The sequence below is a fragment of the Tepiditoga spiralis genome (assembly GCF_014701195.1).
GTDB lineage: Bacteria > Thermotogota > Thermotogae > Petrotogales > Petrotogaceae > Tepiditoga > Tepiditoga spiralis.
Window position 1 is genome coordinate 2,345,571 of the sequence record NZ_AP018712.1, and the last position, 17,039, is coordinate 2,362,609.

A 17,039-nucleotide genomic window follows, 5' to 3' on the forward strand; every position below is an offset into this window, starting at 1 on the left:
TAATAAATGTACGGATATTTAATCCGTACATTTTTTTATTTTAATTTTTTTATTAATTCATTTAATATTTGAAATAACTCTTCTTTTTTATTTTTTATATTTTCATATATTCTTTTAGCTTCATTTATATTATCTTCTAAGATATACTTTAATATTTTTTCTGTTTCATTATGAATTAAATTATGAATATCCCCAATTTTTTTCCATTCTTCTTTATATAAACTATTGATTTTATAAGAATTATAAAATATTCCAAAATTACAATATTTTGGATTAATTTCTAAATTTTTCAATCTCTTTGTTTTTAAAATATTCTCTACTTCTTTTAAATAATTTATATGACTTTCTTTCATATTTTCTATTTCATTTATTAAATCCAAATTTGTATATAAAGTATATTTTTTATTATTTTCTGAATATCTTTCATAAGATATTTCTTCATATTTTTTGGAATTTTCTGTTATTTTATCAAAGATCACTATTAATTCTTTCATATTTTCATATAACTCATCAAAAATTTCTGTAATTTCAAAAAGTTGTTTTGTTGAATTATCCATCGATTGTGAAATTTCAACTGTAGATGCTGATTGTTGTTGACTTACTGCAGCTAAATTAACCATTTCATCATTTACTTCTATTGTCTTATCTGTAATATTTTTTATTTGTTCAAATAAAGTATCTGTTTTATTTGTTGAATCTATAACATTTTTATTTATTTCTTTAGTTTTTTTATCAACAATTACTATGTTATTTTTTATATCATTTAATATTGTTTCTATTTTTTCAGTTGCAATTTTTGATTTTCCTGCAAGCTTTCTTATTTCATCTGCAACTACTGCAAAACCTTTACCAGCTTCTCCAGCACTTGCTGCTTCTATTGCTGCATTTAAAGATAATAAATTTGTTTGTTCTGTTATAGTATTAATAGTATTTACTATATCTGCTATATTATTTGTTTTATTAAATAATTCATCTACTGTAATCACAAATTCTGAAGATAAATTAGATAAATGATTCATATTATCATTAATTATCTTTACAAATTCATTGCTTTTTTCAGAAAAATTAGTTAGTTCTTTAGTTATAAATACTATATTTTGAGATGTTTTTTCTATTGAAGTTGCTCCAGCACTTATTTCTTCAACCCCTGAGTTTACTTCTTCAATTGAAGAAGATATTGAATGGATATTTTCCTTAGAATCATATATCTTTTCACCAATTTTTTTTATTTTTTTATTTTCTGAAGTTAATAAAATTTCCGTATTTCTAAAAACTACAACATTCTCTTTTAAATTATTTATTGTATTCAAAAACATTTTTCTTAAATTCTTTATTGCATTGTTTAACTTACTTACAGAATGAGTTATTTCATTTTTAGAATTTTCATTTACTTTTACTTTTATTATTAAATTATTATTTTCTACATTGTTTGAAATATATTGAATATCTTTTGCTTTTTTCACTATATTTCTTCCAATGATTATAAACAAATATATAGAAACAAATATTATTATTAAAAATACAATAATTAAACTCTTTCTAACATTATTAAATATAAGATTTAAAGATGTAATATTATCTTTTGTTATCAATACGCCAACATTTTTACCTGTATAGTCTTTAATAAGTATAGTTACATACAAAAAATTCTTTTTTATAAAATTTATTTCTTTTTCTTCACCATTTATTAATTTATCTAATTTATCTTTTTTAATTAATTTAGAAAAATCATCATCTTCAATAATATATTTATCTATTCTTTTTCCTGAGTAGTCATAAGGAACATAGCAAATATTATCTCCAATTATTGATTTTAAAAATTCTTTTGATATTGTAATTCCTATTTCAGATGTTCCTATAAATTCATTTTTAAAAAATACAGGTATTATACTTCTTATAACTAAACCAGCTTTACCAACCTCTATACCATCTAATCTTTTTTTAGATTTGTTTGCTTCAACTAACATATTTCTCCATGTTAAACTATCTCCATATTTTTCTGGAGAATGCCATCTTAAAAATGAAGTTATATCTTTATTATGAAAATGAAGTGTTGACATATAAAAATCATTTTTTATAGTAGAATAATAACTTTTTAAATAATTATATAATTCATCTCTCTTTTGTTCATAAAACAATTCTTTTACTTTTTCGTTTTGCATTAAAGTTATAAGAGATACTTCAGCTTTTTTATTTTCTAAATTTATAATAGTTTTTGTTTGATTAATAATATCTCTTTTTTGTTTTTCAACTATAAAATTTTTAACCTTCACTTGTGCAAAAAACATAAATAACATTGACAAAATTAAAGAAATTACTATAACACTAGGAAAAATAAAATAAAAAAACTTTTTTAAACTCATTTTCTCACCCCCCTGTGTATTTTTAACTGTTTATTAATTTAATTATAACATAAAAGAAGTAATAAAATTTTTTATTAATAAAAAAAATATTTATTTGTTACAAAAAATTAAATTTTATTTGTAGTTAAAATGCTAAAATATTATGAAAATACTCTTGGAGGTGAATTTATGTTTAAATTGAAAAAGAAAAATTTCCTTAAAAGAGTATTCTTATCTAAATTAATAATGATATCCGTCTCTATTTGAGACGGATATTTTTTTATGGAGGTGAATAAAAATTTTAATAAAAAATGGAACTTTAATTTCTCACAGTAATTCTGGTAAAAAAGATATTTTAATAAAGGATGGAAAAATAATCAAGATATCTGATCATATAAGCACTAAAAATGAAAAAGTTATTGATGCTTCCAATAAACTTATAATTCCAGGAATAATAGACATGCATGTACACTTAAGGTCGCCTGGATACGAATACAAGGAAACATTAGAAACTGGATTAAAAGCTGCTGTACATGGTGGAATTACAACTATTGGAATGATGCCAAACACTAATCCAACAATAGATACTTTAGAACTAATAAAAAATTTAAATGAACAAATTAAAAAAATAAATTTATCAAATGTTTTATTTATTCCTGCATTAACTAAAAATAGAGATGGAAAAGAACTTGTAAATATCTCTGAAATACAAAATTATGCTGTAGGTTTTAGTGATGATGGAAGTCCTATTAATAATACAAATTTAATGTTGAAAGCTTTAAAAATTCTTAAAAAGCCAATAATTGATCATTGTGAAGTTACTGGATTAAATGGAAGTATGAGAGAAGGTGTATATTCTAATTTGTACAAAATAAAAGGTATACCTGATATTTCTGAAACAATAATGGCATTTAGAGATATTGAAGTTTCAAGAAATACTGGAGCTCATATACACATAGCTCACATATCAACTAAAAGAACCGTAAAAATAATAAGAGATGCAAAAAAACAAGGCATAAATATAACTTGTGAAGCTACACATAATCATTTTTTATTTAAAGATATTGATGTAAAAAATGCAAATTACAAGGTAAATCCTCCTCTTCCAACACAAGAAGACTTAGAAGAGTTAATTAATGGAATAAAAGATGGAACAATAGACATATTGATAACTGATCACGCTCCTCATTCAAAAGAAGAAAAAGAAAGAAATATTGAAAATTCTCCATTTGGAATTAGTGGACTTGAAACTTTTCTTTCAGGAATACTAATGATTTCTAAAAAACACTCTATACCATTAAAAAAATTAATTAACATGGTTACTCATAATCCAGCAAAGATATTCAATTTAAAAAATGTTGGAGATATAAAAGAAGGATACAATGCTGATTTAACTATCTTCGATACAAATAAAAATTGGAAGGTAACAGAAGAAACATTATATTCAAAAGGAAAAAATACACCATTTTTGAATATGAACATTCCAGGAGTAGTAGAAAAAACAATAATAAATGGTGTAATAAAATATGAGGAGGGATAATGTGGAAGGAAAGATAATATTAAAAAAGATATCCAAAGAATATTGTATTTTAAAGGTAAAACTAACTGAAGATATGAATATCTTACCGGGACAATTTGTTATGCTATCTCATCCATTAAAAAAAGAGTTATCAAAACCGTTTTCAGTAATGGACTTTGAAGATGGAGTTTTAACCTTTTTTGTAAAAATAGTAGGAAAGTTTTCAAAACTTTTAAGTGAGTTAAAAGAAAATGATATATTGAATATAAAAGGACCTCTTGGAGTTCCTTATATAAATAAAATAGACAAAAATTTAAAGTATGTTTTAGTAGGCGGTGGATGTGGTGCTGTTTCATTGATATACTTTAAAAAAATTTATCCTAATCTTGTTGAAAATGAACTTTATGGATTCAAAAATTCCAGTATAAGAAAAATTTTTGAACACAAAAGTTTATTTATTGATGAAGAAAGTGGAAATCCATTAGATAAATTAGATACTATATTAAAAGAAAAAAATGGAATAATTTTTTGTGGAAGTAAGGGAATGCAAAAAGCTTTATTAAATAAGTACCCAAATAAAAAGATTTATATGTCCCTTGAAGAAAATATGGGCTGTGGAGAAGGAATGTGTAAAGGATGCCCTGTAATGACTACAAATGGTGTAAAAATGGTTTGTAAAGATGGCCCTCTATTTGATTCAAAGGAGGTATTAGAATGGAAAGATTAAAAACAAAGGTTTGTGGAATTACTTTCAATAATCCAGTAATAACAGCGTCTGGCCCTTCAGGTAATGGAGAAGAGTTAAATAAATTAATTGATATTTCAAAATTAGGTGGATTTACATCAAAAACAATAACCTTAAATTCAAAAATTGGAAATCCTCCTCCAAGAATTATAAATGTTGATGGAGGTATGTTGAACTCAATAGGACTTCAAAATGATGGATATATTGAATTTAAAAAAAATACTGTACCCTTTTTAGAAAGTTTAAATACAAATATAATTGCAAGTTTAGGTGGTTACGATTCACAAGAATTTGAAATAATGATAAAAGAATTAAATAGTACAAAAATAAAAGCATTTGAATTGAATTTGTCTTGCCCCAATGTTAGTAAAGGAGGAGCAGTAATATCTCAAAATCCAAACTTAGTATATGAAGTAGTAAAAAATGCAAAAAAAATTTCTAAAAAGCCTATTTTTGTAAAGTTTGGAATAGAAAATGTGGATGAATTGGTAGAAAACACCGTTGCAGCTGGTGCAGATGGAGTAACTTTAATTAACTGTATAAAAGGTATGAAAATAGATATCAACACAGGAAAAACTATTCTAAAAAGAAAAATTGGAGGATTGAGTGGTCCAGCAATTAAACCCATAGCACTTGCAACAGTATACAAGATAAAAAATAAATATCCTGATTTATCAATAATCGGTATGGGTGGAATCATGAATTTTGAAGATGCTTTAGAGTTTATGATGGCTGGTGCAAGTTTAGTTGGAATTGGAACTGGAGTAATGATAGATCATGAAATCCCAGTGAATATAATAAAAAATTTGAACAATTTTTTATTGAAAAAAAATAAAAAATTAGATGAAATTTTTTCATCTGCGCAGGAGGTATAAAATGTTTTACGAAAAATACTTAAAAATGAGAGAAAAAAATAATTCTGTATTGATAGTTGGGTTAGACAGTGATACAAATAAATTTAATTCTAAATTTTCAAAAGATGCAATTGGTATTTTTGAATTCAATAAATACATAATAGAGCAAACAAATGAATATGTTTGTGGTTATAAGCCAAACATAGCTTTTTATGAAAAACATGGCTATAAAGGTATACAAGCACTCGAAAAAACTGTTGAATACATAAAAAAGTATACAGAATTACCAATTATTATCGATGCTAAAAGAGGAGACATTGGAAATACTGCAGCAGCATATGCAGAAGCATTTTTTAAATATTTAAAGGTTGATTCAATAACTATAAATCCCTATATGGGAATGGAAACAATAAATCCTTATATTGAATTAGAAAATAGCCATGTATTTGTTCTTGGACTAACTTCAAACAAAGGTGCTAAAGACTTTGAATTAGAAAATGACTTATACTTAAAAGTAATAAAAAATGTTAATGAATACAATAAAAAGTTTAAAGATAAAATAGGAATTGTTGTTGGCGCTACTAATGATGAACATATAGAAAAAATAACAAAAAATTCAGGAAATATGGTTTATTTGATACCTGGAATAGGTGCTCAAGGAGGAAGTATAGAAAAATTGTTTAAAGGATTGAATGGTTATAAAAATATAGTAATAAACTCTTCAAGAGGAATAATATTTTCTGAAGATCCTAAAAAATCAGCAAAAGAATTAAAAGAAAACTTAAATAAAGCGAGGGGATTATGATGGATATTATGAACATTTTATTGGAAACAAAGGCACTTTTAAAAGGTCACTTTTTATTATCTTCAGGACTACATTCTGATACATATGTTCAATGTGCACAGGTTTTAAAGTATCCAAATTATGCAGAAGAATTTGGTAAAGAAATAGCAAATAAAGTAAATGTTGATGTTGATATTGTTGTATCTCCTGCAATGGGTGGATTAATAATTGGTCATGAAGTAGCAAGTTCTTTAAAAGTACCTTTTATCTTTACAGAAAGAAACGATGAAAGTACTATGGTGTTCAGAAGAAATTTTAATATAGAAAAAGGTCAAAAGGTTCTTGTTGTTGAAGATGTTATCACAACTGGAAAATCAACAAAAGAAGTAGTGAAGTTAATAGAAGAAAAAGGCGGAATAGTTGTAGGTACTGCATGTATAATAAATAGAAGCAATGAAGTAAAAATAAATAAAAAAGACCCCATATACCTTTTAAAAGTAGATGCTAAAACTTATACAAAAGAGGAATGCCCAATGTGTAAAAAAGGAAGTACACCAATAAAACCAGGAAGTAGAAAAAAAATTTGACAAATTATAAAAATAAGAGTAAAATTAATATTGCGTAACATAATTAAACACAGGGAGGTAGTAAAATTGAAAAAGGGTCTTAGTATCTTATTAATTGTTATTTTTGCTCTTTCAGTATTTGCAAGTACTGAATTTTATGTTGTAAAATCAGGAGATACAGTTTCAAAAATATCTCAAACTACGGGTGTAAGTGTTAATGATATTATTTCATTTAATAATCTTAATAAAAATGGATTAATAAAAGTAGGACAAAAATTAAGACTTGTTCCAGCTTATACTAAAAAAGACTTAAACGAACAAATGGTTATGGCTTTAAATTGGTATCAAACATCAGGTGAAATGAAAGCTTTATCATATCAAGCATTTAATGTAGCAAAGATGATTTATGATAATGATATGAAAAATAATACAAGTACAGAAAAAAGAGCAGTTATTGTAGATATAGATGAAACTATTTTCAACAATAGTCCAGCAGATGCAGAACACATAGGAAAAGATACATCATATCCAACTGGTTGGAAAGAATGGTGTGAAGCAGCAGTAGCAAAAGCATTACCAGGAGCTGTAGATTTTTTAAATTATGTTGTTAAAAATGGTGGAGATGTTTATTATATTTCAAATAGAAGTGATTCTTTAAAAGAAGCTACTATAAAAAATTTAAAAGCAGAAGGATTTCCAGAAGCAGATGTTGAACATGTTTTATTAAAAACGACAACTTCTGATAAAGGTCCAAGAAGAGAAATAGTTGAAAAAGATCATAGAGTAGTATTGCTCATGGGAGATAATTTGAATGACTTTACTTCAATGTATAGACATAAAAGTTTAGAAGAAAGAAATAGCATAGTTGACCAAGATAAAGATAAGTTTGGAATTAAGTTTGTAGTTTTACCTAATCCAATATATGGTGATTGGGAAGGAGCTATATACAATGGAAATTGGGGTATGAATCCTTCAGAAAAAAATAAAGCAAGAAAAGATCACATAATTAAATATGAAGGCAAATAAAAATAAAGTGCGACTTAGTCGCACTTTATTTTTACAAATTCTAATTATTTTGTATACAAATATTTGATAAAATAGATTATGAAATATTTTAATTGTGAAAAAATTAAATAATAAAAGTGAGGTAAAAGTATGAATTTAGCAGTAAAAAAAGAACTAACAGACCAACTTAGATTTGGTATTCCTTCTGAGGAATTTATGAAAGAAATTATTGAAGAGTGTGAAGTAAAAGAAGACAGTAATGTTTGTATATTGAGTTCTGACAATGGTTTTTTAACTTATACTATGATGAATAGAGCAAAGAGTATACATCTCTTTGAAGAACATGAAAGTGTTTTAAATCAATTAATGACTAAATTAGGTAGTAAAAATACGTCTTATTATAAATTTGATAAAAATTTTACTTTAGAAGATAACTCAATGGATTTTGTTTTCATTAATATAAATGAATATAACCATGATATTTATAAAGAATGCAATAGAGTTTTAAAAAATAATGGAAAAATAATATTATTCTATATAAATGAAAAAAAATATGAAGATATAATAATTGGTGGAGAAAATTTAACTCTTGGAGAAAATAGCAACGAATTAAATACTATTTTAAATAATATGGGATTTGAAAAAAATTTTGAAAAATCTTTAAGAACATATAAAATTCATTTATTAGACGACGATTCAAAAGTTGAAGAAGAACACCATGAATGTAGTTGTAATCATGAAGAAGATCATTCTTGCAGCTGTGGTGGAGAAGAGGAAGAACATTCTTGTAGTGGATGTGGTCACAATCATATACCAGAAAATGCAAAACAAGCTGAAGTAGAAATAAAGGTTATTATAGCAAAAAAATGAAAATATTAGTTTTAAGCGATTTACACATTCCCACAAGATGTAAGTTTGAAAAGCTTTTAACCTTAAATATGAATGAATACTCTCATATAATAGTAACTGGAGATATTACAGATGAAGATACATACTTTTATTTAAACTCACAAAATGCTATTTTACATGCTGTATATGGAAACATGGATGATTATTATTTAAAGAGCATTTTACCAGAAAAAAAGATTATAAAAATAAATGATAAAAAAATAGGGATAATACACGGTCATCAAACTGGTAGAGGATATACAGAAGGACTTATTAACAAATTTGAAAATTTAGACTTAATGATTTATGGTCATTCACATGTAAAAGATTTAAGAAAAATAGGAAAAACTTTAGTTTTAAATCCAGGAGCTTTTTGTGATAGAAAATATGCAGAAATAATTATAAATGATAAGATAAATATAAAAATGAAGGTAGCATAAAAACTTTTGTGTAAACGCCTCTTCTTGGAGGGTAAAAATAAATAAAATTAGTTATTATTTTTAAAGTATTTCCATAAGAATTATCGACTATATTGAAATATGCTTTAAGAGTAAATTTCAGAATTTTTTAGTAGGATTTTTGGTAATAAATAGGAGACCATAAAAAATTTTGTGTAAATAAAAAAATGAAATGAGGAAACCTCATTTCATTTTTTAATTAATTTTAAATTTATTTATATTTGCTATCAAAGTTGAAGATAAGTCTTTTAATTCTTCAGACGATGTATTTAATGATTTAGATGAAATATTTAATTCTTTTGCTATGGCAGAAATTTCTTCAGAGGTTGCTGCATTTTCTTCTGATACTGCTGCCAAGCTATCAACATCTTTTTCTATACTCATTAAACTTTGTGTTGTTGTATTAAATTCTACTATTATATCATTTATCCAAGTTTGAACACTTCCTATTTTTGATATTGCTTCCTTGGTTTCTTTAGAAACATTTAAAAGCTCGTTTGAAGAAGTTTCAACATGTCCATGTTCTTTATTAATCATTTGTGATACATTATTTATACTTTTAGTTACTGTAGAAAGAATTTCTGCAATTTGTTCAGCTGCATTTTTACTTCCTTCTGCTAATTTTCTTATTTCATCTGCAACTACTGCAAATCCTTTTCCAGCTTCTCCAGCTCTTGCTGCTTCAATTGCTGCATTTAATGCCAATAGATTTGTTTGTTCTGATATAGTTAATACAGTATCAATAATACCCTCTATTGTTTTTGTATGTGATATTAATTCTTTAGTTGATGTATTTATTTCCTCAAATTCATCTGCAACTGTTTTTATTTTATTTGAAGTATTCATTATTTTATTTCCAACTCCTTCAATTCCAGAAAAAGTTGATTTTAAAACAGATTGATAATCATTAGATTGATTTGAGATTTCTTCCATACTTCCATAAATTCTAGATACTTTATTTGATATATTGTCTATATCTCCAGCCATGTTAGTATTTGCTTGCGACATTTGATCTAATGATGTACTTATTTGAATAGTCAATGAATCGAGTTCTTGTGCCATATTTTTTAATTTACCAGAAGACATCTCAACGTCTGTTGATGAGTTCTTAATTTCTAACAGTAAAACTTTTAATGATTCACGTGTTTCATTTATTGTTTTAGCAATGCTACCTATTTCATCTTTTGATTTAACATTTAACTCAAATGTCAAGTCGCCTTTTGAAAATTTATTCATTGATGGAACTATCTTATTTTTTATTGGTTTTAAACTTATTTTTAAACTTATAATTAAAATTAGCAATATCACTATTAATGAAGTAACTACTATTATGATTAAATTATTTTTTACATAATTAAAAGCACTATCTATTTCATTTTCTTCTAAATTAAAAATTATATACCACTTTAATTCCTTTGAATAATCAACTGTTGCAAGAATATTTTTTTCTCCAATACTGTATGTAAATTGTTTTTTTGTTTTTAAATTACTTGAAAGCTCTTTAAATGCTTTATTCATATCAGTATTTTTAGAAGTTGGTTTTGAAATATCCATACCTATTAAAGTTAAATCTTTATATATTATAAGTTTATTTGTATTATCAACTATAGTTAAATAACCTGATTTCCCAAATTTCACATTTGACAATGTTTCAAATATCTTTTTTAAACTAAGCTCTGAAAGAAGAACTCCCATTAGTTTTCCATCTTCATTATAAATAGGAGAAACAAAACTTAAGATTGGCACCTTTCTCGTTTTATCATAATAAGGGGGTATTACAGTTGTTTTTTTACTTTCAACAGCTTCTTTATACCAAAATGTTTTTCTTGGATCTCCATTTACTTTAAAATCACCTTTACCATACAAATCTCCGCTTTCTTCACTTGCAAAGTACATTCCTTTAATAGTTTTAAATGGTTCTCTAACATAATCTAAAGTATCTTCAACACTTTGTTGATCAAAAAAATAGAGGGCATTTAATTCTCCTGTAGCCATTTGAATTGGACCATAAAATTGAGCAAATAAACTTTGAAGAAGTTCTTTTACTTCATCTGAACGTTCAATAGCCTGTTCATTAAATGTTTCTAAATAAAGTTTTTTTGCATTCTTAATACTCATTATTCCCATAGTAGACATCATTAAAATTAAAAAAATTACCACTGGTATGGAAATTTTTAAAACTAAAGAATTTTTAAACATACTCCCACCTTCTTTAACAATAATCTATTAAAACTAAAGTTGACATAATTACTTTTAATGATATAATTAATACGTTATACGAATTAATTATATTATATATTATTTAAGAATACATTAAATATTACAACAACTTAATTATACCATATTATTACTTTTTTAAAAAATAATTAATGTGTTAAAATATATATGGAGGTGTTAAAATGGATTATAAAGAACTTCAAAAAAAACTTAGCATGAAAAAAGAACAAGTTTGGAAAAATATTGAATTTAAGGTTATTGATGATTATGCAAAAGGTTATAAAACTTTTATAGATTCATCAAAAACAGAAAGAAAAGCCGTTAAGTACTCTATTAAAGAACTTGAAAAAAATAATTTTAAACCTTTAGATTATTATGAAAAATTAGGAAAGTTAGAAAATGGAGATAAAGTTTATTTTGTAAACAGAGATAAATCTTTATTTGCCATAAAAATTAATGGAAAAATAAAAGATGGAATTAACTTAGTTGGAGCTCATTTAGATGCACCAAGAATTGATTTAAAACCAGAACCAATATTTGAAGATACAGAAATTGCTATGGCTAAAACTCATTATTATGGTGGAATTAAAAAATATCAATGGTTAAATATCCCATTAGAACTTCATGGTGTTATAATAAAAAAAGATGGAACTCCTATTGAAGTTTCTATAGGGGATAAAGAAGACGACCCTATATTTGTTATTTCTGATTTACTACCTCATTTGGATAGAAACACAAAACCTATTAGAGAAGCTATTGATGCTGAAAAATTAAATGTTTTACTTGGGACAATATCTATTACTTATGATGAAGAAATAAAAGATGGAACTAAATTAAATATATTAAATATATTAAATGAAAAATATGGAATAATAGAAGAAGATTTTATAAGTGCAGAACTTGAAATAGTTCCTGCATTTAATGCAAGAGATGTCGGATTTGATAGAAGTTTAATTGCTGCTTATGGACATGATGATAGAATTTGTTCTTACACAGGGCTTACAGCATTAATTGAATCATCACCAGATGGAAAAAGTCCAGCATTATTATTAATTGATAAAGAAGAAATTGGAAGCGACAGTAATACTGGAGCTAAAAATCATTTTTGGATACCTGTATTAAAAAAATTATTAAAATTACAAAATGAAGATGTTGTTATTGCTATTGAAGATACTTTGCAAAATTCAACTTTACTATCCGCTGATGTTGCTGCAGCTCTCGATCCAAATTATAAAGATGCTCATGACCCTTTAAATGCACCAAAATTAGGTTATGGAATTGTTATAGCAAAATACACTGGTGTTCGTGGAAAAGGTGGTACAAATGATGCAAATGCTGAAGTTGTAGGGAAATTGAGAAAAGTATTAAATGATAACAATGTTTCATGGCAAACAGGAGAACTTGGAAGAACTGACCTTGGTGGAGGCGGAACAATAGCTAAATTTTTTGCTGAAAAAAATCTTGATGTTATTGATGCTGGCGTAGCACTTCTTGGAATGCATGCTCCTTATGAAATTGCTTCAAAAGCCGACTTATATGAAACATACAGAGCTTATAAGGTGTTTATGGAAAAGTATTAATGAAAATATTTGCAGGAGATCCAATAAATGCAATTGAATTTTTAAATGAAGACATTAATTTAATATTTTCTACTTCATCTTGGTCTTATGACCAAGGTGAAGTTATTTTTATTATGAACAAAAGGAGTATAAACTTATTCAATAATAATAAACATTATTTATTAAATAAAAAAAACAGAGAAATTCAAATAAGTAATTTTAAAATAAACTTTGGTTATATAGAAGATGTTTTAAACTTTAATTATTATTTTTATAATCAATTAATTAAAACTGATTTAATTATATTCAAATTTGAAATTAGCACTTTAAACAATCTTGAAAAAATATACAAACATGTTCAATCTAATATTAGAAAAGTCCACATACCTGTTATGATATTTTATTTTTATAAAAAAAAGATTTATATCTCATATATAGTTTCAAATAACGAAAATATGTTTGTTTTTAAAGATGCTATTTATGCTTATATTAACTTAGAAAAAAAAGAAATTATGTATACTTATGGAAGGTATAAAAAAGAATTAAAGGAAGCTTTAATTAATTTTAAATCGAGGATATATAGATGATAAAAAAAATTAAATATTTTTTTCTAAAAAATAAAATAAAAAAAATATTAAAAAATATTAATTTTAAAGAATCTGAACTAAAAAAAATAAATCTTTATATATTAAATAATTTAAAAGGTCAAACATTTTTTGATCAAATTGAAATTGGTTTAAAAAATGGTTGTATTCTTTATTTTTATGAAACTACAAAAAAATTACAAAAAACAAAGTTACAAGAATTAGCTGAAATTTTATCAGTTTTTGGAATATATTTAATAATAAAATATAAAAACTTATTTGTAAAAATTTATGAAAATAAAATAACAGTTATAAATACAGAAACTCCTTTTAAAGATAGAGAAATTCAAATAAAAACTAATAAATTATCTTTTATATTTAATACTGAAATGAATAATCCTGCTTTAATTTCTTTAATTAAATTCAAAAAATTAGATATTTTAATTACCGATGAAAAAAATGAAAAAAAATGCAAAGATTTGGCAAACAATGATATTATTTATATTTTTAATAAAGATAAAATAATTTTTCCTGATATAATAAACGAAAATAGTATTAAGCTAAAAAAAATATTAAAAATAGAAACCAAAAACTTAAAAAAATTACAAAAAAATTTTTCAAATACTAATGAAGATTTATTAAATTCCATATTAAAGTATTTATGAGTTTAGATTTCTTACTATTTTTGAATAATAAGATAAAATTCTTTTTTTAGATTTTTCAAATGTACTTTTTATATCTTCAAATGGAATATTTTTAATTAAATCTTTTAATTGTTTATCCACGTCATTTGAAGATAGCTTATAGTTTTTATTTATTAAATCAAACACTTTTAAATCTATTATTTCTGAATACTGTATGAATTTAGAAAGTTTATTCATTTTAACTAAATTATTAGAAAAAAAATCAATTAAAATATCATATATGTCATTTTCAAATATATTTTTATTTATTTCAAATAATACTGTTAAATCTTTTTTTTTATTTGAAAACTTTATATGATCTAACATACTTTTTGATTTATCTTCAGAAAATATTATATATAAATCATGAAAAAAACCAGCCCATTCGATATATGTTACTTGTCTTGCTTTTAAACCTTCTTCTTCTGCTAATATACCAGAAAGATGCCCTACATTATGAGCATGAAAAGATAAATTCTTATATTTAGATTCATAAATAACTTCTAAAATTCCAACTAAAAAATTTATAAATAAAAATTTATCTTCCTCTATTTTTTGTATTAAATTTATTCTTTCTTTAGATAACAATAATTTCTCAGCTTCAAAAATATGATTTGAAGCAATTTCAAATTTCTTTTTTAAAAATAAATTATTTATCTTTATTTTTGATTTTTCAATACTTTCAGTTAAATATAAATATTCGTCAAACATATATTCATATAAATATTCATTTATTTCTTTTTCAAAAAGGATTAAAATAGGAGAAAATATATATTTATTCTTTATAGATTCAATTACTTCTTTTTCTGAATTTTCACAAAATATTATAAAGTTTTCTTTTTTATCTTCAATATCTTCTGAATAAAAGTTTATTAAAGAAAAAAAGTTAAGCTTTTCTAAATATTTTTTTATTTTTAAATATGAATTTGGATTAGAAACAATATATGCATTCATTAGTTTCCTCCTAAAAAAATAAATGCAAAAACAAAATAGGGATAACCCTATTTTGTTTTTGCAACATTAATCCTTACAATATTTTTTTCTATTTCTGCATTTAATTTTGTTTTTTCAATGGTATCATTGGATTGTTTTAATTGATTCTTTGCAGTTTCAATAGCTTTCATAGCTGTATCAACATCAATATCTTCTGGGTTTTCTGCATCGGTTGTTAAAATAATTAATTCTTTACCATCCATTTCAAGAACTCCACCATTTATGGCAAACACATGATTATTTTCTTCTTTATCTTTTACTAAAAGTGAAGAAACCTTCAACCGAGACACAATTGGAAGTCTATCTGTTAACACACCCATGCTACCATCAACGGTAGTAAATTCTGCATATTCTACATCTAATTCTTTGAATATACCATTAGGGGTAACTATTTTTAGTTTAAACATTGCACCCCTCCTTTATTATACTTTTATACCCATACTTTTTGCCTTTTCAAGCATATCTTCTATTGTTCCAACCATATAAAAAGCATTTTCGGATATATGATCATATTTTCCAGACAATATTTCAGCAAAACCATTAATAGTATCTTCTAATTTTACATAAGCTCCAGGTATATTTGAAAACTTTTCAGCAACAAATGTAGGTTGTGTTAAGAATCTTTCTATTTTTCTTGCTCTATTAACAATTAACTTATCTTCTTCTGAAAGTTCTTCTATACCAAGAATGGCTATTATATCTTGAAGATCTTTATATCTTTGTAAAACTTCTTGTACATTTCTTGCAACTTCATAATGCTTTTCTCCAACAACATTAGGATCTAATATTTTAGAATTAGAATCAAGTGGATCAACTGCAGGATATAAAGCAAGTTCTGCACGTTTTCTTGAAAGAACTATAGTAGCTTCAAGATGTGAAAATGTCGTTGCAGGTGCAGGGTCCGTTATATCATCTGCTGGAACATAAACAGCTTGAACTGATGTAATTGAACCATTTTTTGTTGAAGTAATTCTTTCTTGTAATTGTCCCATATCAGATGCCAAAGTTGGTTGATAACCAACAGCTGAAGGCATTCTTCCTAAAAGTGCTGAAACTTCTGATCCAGCTTGAACAAATCTAAAGATATTATCTATAAACAATAATACATCTTTCTTTTCAGCATCTCTAAAGTATTCAGCCATAGTCAATGCTGTGAGTGGAACTCTAAATCTTGCTCCAGGTGGTTCATTCATTTGTCCAAAAACAAGAGCTGTATTTCCTATAACTCCTGATTCATTCATTTCAAGCCATAAGTCATTTCCTTCTCTCGTTCTTTCACCAACACCAGCAAAAACAGAAAGTCCATGATGTTCTATAGCAATACTTCTTATTAATTCCATAACAAGAACTGTTTTACCTACACCAGCTCCACCAAAAAAACCAACTTTACCACCTTTTGGAAATGGTGCTAAAAGATCTATACATTTTAAACCAGTTTCAAGTATTTCAATTTCTGTATTTTGATCTTCTAATGAAGGTGCATCTCTATGAATAGGCCAGTACTCAACATCAGTAACTTCACCTTTTTCATCTATTGGATTACCAAGTAAATTAAACATTCTTCCCAATGAACCTTTACCAACAGGAACTTTTATAGAAGAACCTGTGTGAGTTACTTCAAGTCCTCTTTTTAATCCATCTGTTGAATCCATACCGACACATCTTACTGTATTATCACCTATTAATTGTTCAACTTCTAAAACTAATTTTGTATTTGTATAAGGGTTCATAACTTCAAGGGCGTCGTATATTTCAGGAAGCTGTCCTTCTTCAAATTTTATATCAACAACTGGTCCTATTATACTAACTATTTTACCTTTATTCATTTCCACACTTTTCACC

At 25.1% G+C, this 17,039-nt stretch carries 16 protein-coding genes; 11 read left to right on the top strand and 5 right to left on the bottom strand.

From position 1 onward, the window contains the following. Nucleotides 1–35: 35 nt before the first annotated feature. Complete coding sequence (locus IGS63_RS10905) at nucleotides 36–2,363, bottom strand: methyl-accepting chemotaxis protein (protein WP_190614872.1); 2,328 nt, start codon at nucleotides 2,361–2,363, stop codon at nucleotides 36–38. A 337-nt stretch (nucleotides 2,364–2,700) separates the two neighbouring features. On the opposite strand from IGS63_RS10905, the gene IGS63_RS10910 reads away from it, so the two are divergent. The 8 genes from IGS63_RS10910 (at nucleotide 2,701) to IGS63_RS10945 (ending at nucleotide 9,143) form a co-directional block, all read left to right on the top strand. Continuing rightward, nucleotides 2,701–3,882: a dihydroorotase gene (locus IGS63_RS10910; protein ID WP_420856932.1), complete on the top strand. Its 1,182-nt coding sequence runs from the start codon at nucleotides 2,701–2,703 to the stop codon at nucleotides 3,880–3,882. Nucleotide 3,883: 1 nt separating this feature from the next. After that, a complete protein-coding gene (locus tag IGS63_RS10915; protein ID WP_190614873.1) occupies nucleotides 3,884–4,588 on the top strand; it encodes an iron-sulfur cluster-binding protein in 705 nt (234 codons plus the stop codon). Next, nucleotides 4,576–5,481: a dihydroorotate dehydrogenase gene (locus IGS63_RS10920; RefSeq protein WP_190614874.1), complete on the top strand. Its 906-nt coding sequence runs from the start codon at nucleotides 4,576–4,578 to the stop codon at nucleotides 5,479–5,481. The genes IGS63_RS10915 and IGS63_RS10920 overlap by 13 nt, the downstream gene beginning before the upstream one ends. Before the next feature lies 1 nt (nucleotide 5,482). Then, nucleotides 5,483–6,265, top strand: coding sequence for an orotidine-5'-phosphate decarboxylase (gene pyrF / locus IGS63_RS10925; protein ID WP_190614875.1), 783 nt, complete (start codon nucleotides 5,483–5,485; stop codon nucleotides 6,263–6,265). Beyond that, nucleotides 6,265–6,831: an orotate phosphoribosyltransferase gene (pyrE, locus tag IGS63_RS10930; RefSeq protein WP_190614876.1), complete on the top strand. Its 567-nt coding sequence runs from the start codon at nucleotides 6,265–6,267 to the stop codon at nucleotides 6,829–6,831. Before pyrF ends, pyrE begins: the two co-directional genes overlap by 1 nt. 66 nt (nucleotides 6,832–6,897) lie before the next feature. Then, nucleotides 6,898–7,836, top strand: coding sequence for a 5'-nucleotidase, lipoprotein e(P4) family (locus IGS63_RS10935; protein ID WP_190614877.1), 939 nt, complete (start codon nucleotides 6,898–6,900; stop codon nucleotides 7,834–7,836). 129 nt (nucleotides 7,837–7,965) lie between these two features. After that, nucleotides 7,966–8,685 carry a class I SAM-dependent methyltransferase gene (locus tag IGS63_RS10940; RefSeq protein WP_190614878.1) on the top strand — a complete coding sequence of 240 codons (720 nt, stop codon included), beginning with the start codon at nucleotides 7,966–7,968 and terminating at the stop codon, nucleotides 8,683–8,685. Beyond that, a complete protein-coding gene (locus tag IGS63_RS10945) occupies nucleotides 8,682–9,143 on the top strand; it encodes a YfcE family phosphodiesterase (protein WP_190614879.1) in 462 nt (153 codons plus the stop codon). The genes IGS63_RS10940 and IGS63_RS10945 overlap by 4 nt, the downstream gene beginning before the upstream one ends. A gap of 213 nt (nucleotides 9,144–9,356) precedes the next feature. Here the strand turns inward: IGS63_RS10945 and IGS63_RS10950 are convergent, their stop codons facing one another. Beyond that, entirely contained in the window at nucleotides 9,357–11,360 is a 2,004-nt protein-coding gene (locus tag IGS63_RS10950) for a methyl-accepting chemotaxis protein (RefSeq protein WP_190614880.1), read from the bottom strand. Between the two features lie 200 nt (nucleotides 11,361–11,560). Between IGS63_RS10950 and IGS63_RS10955 the strand changes: the two genes are divergently transcribed. From IGS63_RS10955 to IGS63_RS10965, 3 genes are read left to right on the top strand one after another with little or no spacing between them, the layout of a single operon-like run. Continuing rightward, nucleotides 11,561–12,958 (top strand): aminopeptidase, encoded by a 1,398-nt coding sequence (locus IGS63_RS10955; protein ID WP_190614881.1) that lies wholly within the window; start codon nucleotides 11,561–11,563, stop codon nucleotides 12,956–12,958. Beyond that, entirely contained in the window at nucleotides 12,958–13,524 is a 567-nt protein-coding gene (locus IGS63_RS10960; protein ID WP_190614882.1) for a hypothetical protein, read from the top strand. Before IGS63_RS10955 ends, IGS63_RS10960 begins: the two co-directional genes overlap by 1 nt. Continuing rightward, complete coding sequence (locus tag IGS63_RS10965; RefSeq protein WP_190614883.1) at nucleotides 13,521–14,186, top strand: hypothetical protein; 666 nt, start codon at nucleotides 13,521–13,523, stop codon at nucleotides 14,184–14,186. Before IGS63_RS10960 ends, IGS63_RS10965 begins: the two co-directional genes overlap by 4 nt. On the opposite strand, the gene IGS63_RS10970 is transcribed toward IGS63_RS10965, so the two are convergent. The 3 genes from IGS63_RS10970 to atpD are packed head-to-tail and all read right to left on the bottom strand — an operon-like array spanning nucleotide 14,181 to nucleotide 17,023. Continuing rightward, nucleotides 14,181–15,158: an HD domain-containing protein gene (locus tag IGS63_RS10970; protein WP_190614884.1), complete on the bottom strand. Its 978-nt coding sequence runs from the start codon at nucleotides 15,156–15,158 to the stop codon at nucleotides 14,181–14,183. The two genes, IGS63_RS10965 and IGS63_RS10970, sit on opposite strands and share 6 nt — an antisense overlap. Before the next feature lie 47 nt (nucleotides 15,159–15,205). Beyond that, on the bottom strand, nucleotides 15,206–15,604 hold the full coding sequence (gene atpC / locus IGS63_RS10975; RefSeq protein ID WP_190614885.1) for an ATP synthase F1 subunit epsilon: 399 nt from the start codon (nucleotides 15,602–15,604) through the stop codon (nucleotides 15,206–15,208). Nucleotides 15,605–15,619: 15 nt separating this feature from the next. After that, nucleotides 15,620–17,023 (bottom strand): F0F1 ATP synthase subunit beta, encoded by a 1,404-nt coding sequence (gene atpD, locus IGS63_RS10980; RefSeq protein WP_198423124.1) that lies wholly within the window; start codon nucleotides 17,021–17,023, stop codon nucleotides 15,620–15,622. Between the last annotated feature and the right edge of the window lie 16 nt (nucleotides 17,024–17,039).

Coding starts and splice junctions, on each gene's coding strand:
- IGS63_RS10905 (WP_190614872.1), bottom strand. CDS start 2,363: ATGAGTTTAAAAAAGTTTTTTTATTTTATTTTTCCTAGTGTTATAGTA.
- IGS63_RS10920 (WP_190614874.1), top strand. CDS start 4,576: ATGGAAAGATTAAAAACAAAGGTTTGTGGAATTACTTTCAATAATCCA.
- pyrF (WP_190614875.1), top strand. CDS start 5,483: ATGTTTTACGAAAAATACTTAAAAATGAGAGAAAAAAATAATTCTGTA.
- pyrE (WP_190614876.1), top strand. CDS start 6,265: ATGGATATTATGAACATTTTATTGGAAACAAAGGCACTTTTAAAAGGT.
- IGS63_RS10940 (WP_190614878.1), top strand. CDS start 7,966: ATGAATTTAGCAGTAAAAAAAGAACTAACAGACCAACTTAGATTTGGT.
- IGS63_RS10945 (WP_190614879.1), top strand. CDS start 8,682: ATGAAAATATTAGTTTTAAGCGATTTACACATTCCCACAAGATGTAAG.
- IGS63_RS10950 (WP_190614880.1), bottom strand. CDS start 11,360: ATGTTTAAAAATTCTTTAGTTTTAAAAATTTCCATACCAGTGGTAATT.
- IGS63_RS10955 (WP_190614881.1), top strand. CDS start 11,561: ATGGATTATAAAGAACTTCAAAAAAAACTTAGCATGAAAAAAGAACAA.
- IGS63_RS10960 (WP_190614882.1), top strand. CDS start 12,958: ATGAAAATATTTGCAGGAGATCCAATAAATGCAATTGAATTTTTAAAT.
- IGS63_RS10965 (WP_190614883.1), top strand. CDS start 13,521: ATGATAAAAAAAATTAAATATTTTTTTCTAAAAAATAAAATAAAAAAA.
- IGS63_RS10970 (WP_190614884.1), bottom strand. CDS start 15,158: ATGAATGCATATATTGTTTCTAATCCAAATTCATATTTAAAAATAAAA.
- atpC (WP_190614885.1), bottom strand. CDS start 15,604: ATGTTTAAACTAAAAATAGTTACCCCTAATGGTATATTCAAAGAATTA.
- atpD (WP_198423124.1), bottom strand. CDS start 17,023: ATGAATAAAGGTAAAATAGTTAGTATAATAGGACCAGTTGTTGATATA.